The sequence below is a fragment of the Variovorax sp. 20P10.2.4 genome (genome assembly GCF_058244205.1).
Genome location: NZ_JBZAYE010000766.1, coordinates 1 through 3110, shown reverse-complemented (window position 1 = coordinate 3110; position 3110 = coordinate 1). Strand labels below are relative to the sequence as shown.

Annotated in this window: 4 protein-coding genes and 1 pseudogene; 2 read left to right on the top strand and 3 right to left on the bottom strand. The window is 69.5% G+C overall.

Translation table 11 applies throughout. The annotated features are described in order from the left end of the window. The 3 genes and pseudogenes from AC27VN_RS37150 to def form a co-directional block, all read right to left on the bottom strand. Nucleotides 1–232, bottom strand: a pseudogene (locus AC27VN_RS37150) (methionyl-tRNA formyltransferase); the annotation flags it as partial. Nucleotides 233–237: 5 nt separating this feature from the next. Next, nucleotides 238–726: a hypothetical protein gene (locus AC27VN_RS37145; protein WP_490879883.1), complete on the bottom strand. Its 489-nt coding sequence runs from the start codon at nucleotides 724–726 to the stop codon at nucleotides 238–240. A gap of 18 nt (nucleotides 727–744) precedes the next feature. Next, the gene (gene def / locus AC27VN_RS37140) at nucleotides 745–1266 is read right to left on the bottom strand and encodes a peptide deformylase (protein WP_490879882.1); all 522 of its coding nucleotides are present in this window, start codon (nucleotides 1264–1266) and stop codon (nucleotides 745–747) included. A gap of 160 nt (nucleotides 1267–1426) precedes the next feature. Here def and AC27VN_RS37135 point away from each other — a divergent pair, with 160 nt between their 5' ends. Together AC27VN_RS37135 and AC27VN_RS37130 are read left to right on the top strand one after the other, a co-directional pair. Continuing rightward, entirely contained in the window at nucleotides 1427–2644 is a 1218-nt protein-coding gene (locus tag AC27VN_RS37135) for a LysM peptidoglycan-binding domain-containing protein (protein ID WP_093351309.1), read from the top strand. Between the two features lie 16 nt (nucleotides 2645–2660). Then, nucleotides 2661–3110: DNA-processing protein DprA (locus AC27VN_RS37130; RefSeq protein ID WP_490879881.1), on the top strand; the 450-nt coding region annotated here is incomplete at its 3' end.

Sequence of the window (3110 nt, the reverse complement as noted above, 5' to 3'; positions counted from 1 at the left end):
CGGCGGCGGCCTCGTCGGGGTACTTGCCGTCGAGTCGCAGGCTGCGCGGCTGCGCCACGGGCCAGCCCTTGGCCAGCGCGCACTGCTTGACCGGCGAGGCCTGCAGCTTCATGCCGCGGCCGGCCGGGCGATCGGGCTGGGTCAGCACCAGCGCCACGTCGTGGCCGGCGGCCGCGATGGCCTCCAGCGCGACGCGCGCGAACTCGGGCGTGCCCGCAAAAACGACGCGCAACGGGCTCACCGGCGCAGCCGATCGAAGTCGAGGTCGTCGCCTGTGTGGTAGCGCCGCACCACGCCGGCGGGGTCGATGTAGATGTGGAGCAGGCGGCGCTCGTTCACCGACTTGTAGCGCCAGGTCCAGACATTGCCGTCGAAGGAGGTCACGCGGCGGATCTCATAGGGGCGGCCGTAGAAGGCCATGACGTCGTTCTGGCGCCACTTGTCGACCTGGATGTCGTGGTCGAAGCGGCGCTCGTCGAGCACCTGGGTTACCGAGACCACCTTGCCGGCGGCATCGAGGTCGATGTCGGTGACCTCGAAACCGGCCGGCGTGCGCGAGTACTGCAGCCGCTCGCCGCCGCCGTTCAGCGGATAGCGGCCCGTGGGCTCGCCCAGGCGCTGCAGGGTTTCGGCGGCCGAGGTGCCGGGGACGATGCGGGTGGGTTCGCTGGCGCAGCCGGCGAGCACCAGCAGGACGGCGGCGCAAGGAAGGGGCAGGCGGGTCAAGGCACCAACGGCCATCGGTCAGGCCCTGCCTTCGCGCACGTCCTCGCGCTGCTGCTTGAGCAGCTTGTTCTTGATGCGGTTGCGCTTGAGCGGCGACAGGTATTCGACGAAGACCTTGCCCAGCAGGTGATCGAGCTCGTGCTGGATGCACACGGCCAGCAGGCCGTCGGCCTCGATGCTGCGCAGCTCGCCGTCGAGGTCGAGCGCCTGCACCTTGACCGCGGTCGAGCGCTCGACGCCGTCGTAGATGCCGGGCACCGAGAGGCAGCCTTCCTCGTTGATGACCTTCTCCTCGCTGGCCCAGGTGATCTCGGGGTTGATCAGCACCAGCGGCTGGTCGCGCTCTTCGGAGACGTCGATGACCACGATCCGTTCGTGCACGTTGACCTGGGTCGCGGCCAGACCGATGCCATTGGCGTCGTACATGGTCTCGAGCATGTCGGCGACCAGGGTCTTGATGCGCGCGTCCACGCCCTGCACGGGCTTGGCCACCGTGTGCAGGCGCTTGTCCGGGTAACTCAGAATGATTCGTTTGGCCATGAAATCGGGGGGAAGTTGTGGCTATTTTCGCCAATTCGGCGGCCGCGGGCCGCGCGTTTGCCGGATAAACGTTGCCCTTCCGGGGGCTTGGCGCCAGAATTCGTAGCAAATTGTGAGATTCGTATGCGCCACGATACGTCGTGCGCTCACCCATCCAGACATGAAAAAGCTCCCAACCCCGGCCCGCCGCACGAACCTCTCCGCCTCCCTGGCAGTCCTCGCGGTCGTTGCGGCAGGTGGCGTCGGCACCACGGCGGCCTGGGCGCAGAATTATCCGATCACCGCCCAGCAGCGCGCCACGGCCCAGCAGACCGCCCAGGCCGGCGTGCCGCTGAGCGAGCTGGCGCCCAACGCGCCCGACGAGTACACGGTCAAGCCCGGCGACACCCTCTGGGCCATCTCGCGCCTGTACCTGCTGCGTCCCTGGCGCTGGCCCGAGCTCTGGGGCATGAACATCAACGAGATCGCGAACCCGCACCGCATCTACCCGGGCCAGGTTCTCTACCTCGACAAGAGCGGCGGCCGCGCCCGCCTCACCACGCGCCGCGGCGCCGGCGGCGAGGGCGGCACCATCAAGCTGACGCCGCGCACCCGTTTCGACTCGCTGTCCGGCATGGCGCTGCCCACGCTCAACCCGAGCCTGATCGAGCCCTTCCTCAGCGAGCCGATCGTGGTCGACGAGAACACGCTGCAAGCCGCGCCGCGCATCGTGGCCGGCAACGACAGCCGCGTGCTGCTGTCGCGCGGCGACCGCGCCTATGCGCGCGGCGAGAAGGATTCGCCGCTGGTCGAGGTGCCGGGCCCGCTCCAGAACTACCGCGTGTTCCGCAACGCCACGCCGCTGAAGGACCCCGGCACCGGCGAGATCCTCGGCTACGAGGCCCAGTACCTGGGCAAGGTCCGGCTGCAGCGCGGCGAATCGACCACGGTCGAGACCAAGGACGACAAGGACTACATCACGGTCGTGCCCGCCACCGTCGACGTGATCGCGGCGCGCGAGGAAATCCGCGCCGGCGACCGCCTGCTGCCCGAGCCGCCGCGCCAGCTGCTGAGCTACGCGCCACGCGCGCCCTCCACGCAGGTCGAGGGCCGCATCGTGTCGGTTTACGGCAACGCGGTGCAGTTCGCGGCGCAGAACCAGGTGGTGGCCATCAACAAGGGCACGCGCGACGGCATCGACAGCGGCCACGTGCTGGCGATCCTCAAGAACGGCGAGACCATCCTCGACCGCACCGGCGAGAAGAAGGAAACCATCAAGCTGCCGAACGAACGCATCGGCCTGCTGATGGTGTTCCGCCCCTTCGAGAAGGTCTCGTACGCGCTGGTGCTCGAAATCAACGACACCCCGCGCGCCGGCGACTTCATCGTCAACCCCTGACCCACCCGGTTCCCGCGTGGACCGCGCAGAACTCGCGGGCTGGCTGCGGCTGTCGATGACGCCGGGCATCGGCGACGGCGCCGCCCGTCGCCTGCTGGCCGCGTTCGGCCTGCCCGCAGACATATTCGCCCAGACCGAGGCCGCGCTGCAGCAGGTCGTGAGCGAGGCCCAGGCCGCGGCGCTGCGCCAGATGCCGCCCAACCTGCAGGCGCTGATCGACCAGACCCAGCTCTGGCTGCGCCAGCGCGAGGACGGCGAGGGCGCGGTGGTGCGCCGCATCGTCACGCTCGGCGACCCCGGCTATCCGCGTTCGCTGCTCGAGACCGCCGACCCGCCGCTGATGCTGCACGTGCTGGGCGCCGAAGCCTTCGACCTGACCCAGCTCGACCACAGCCTCGCCGTGGTCGGCAGCCGCAACCCCACGCCGCAGGGCGCCTCGAATGCGCGCGCCTTCGGACGCGCGCTC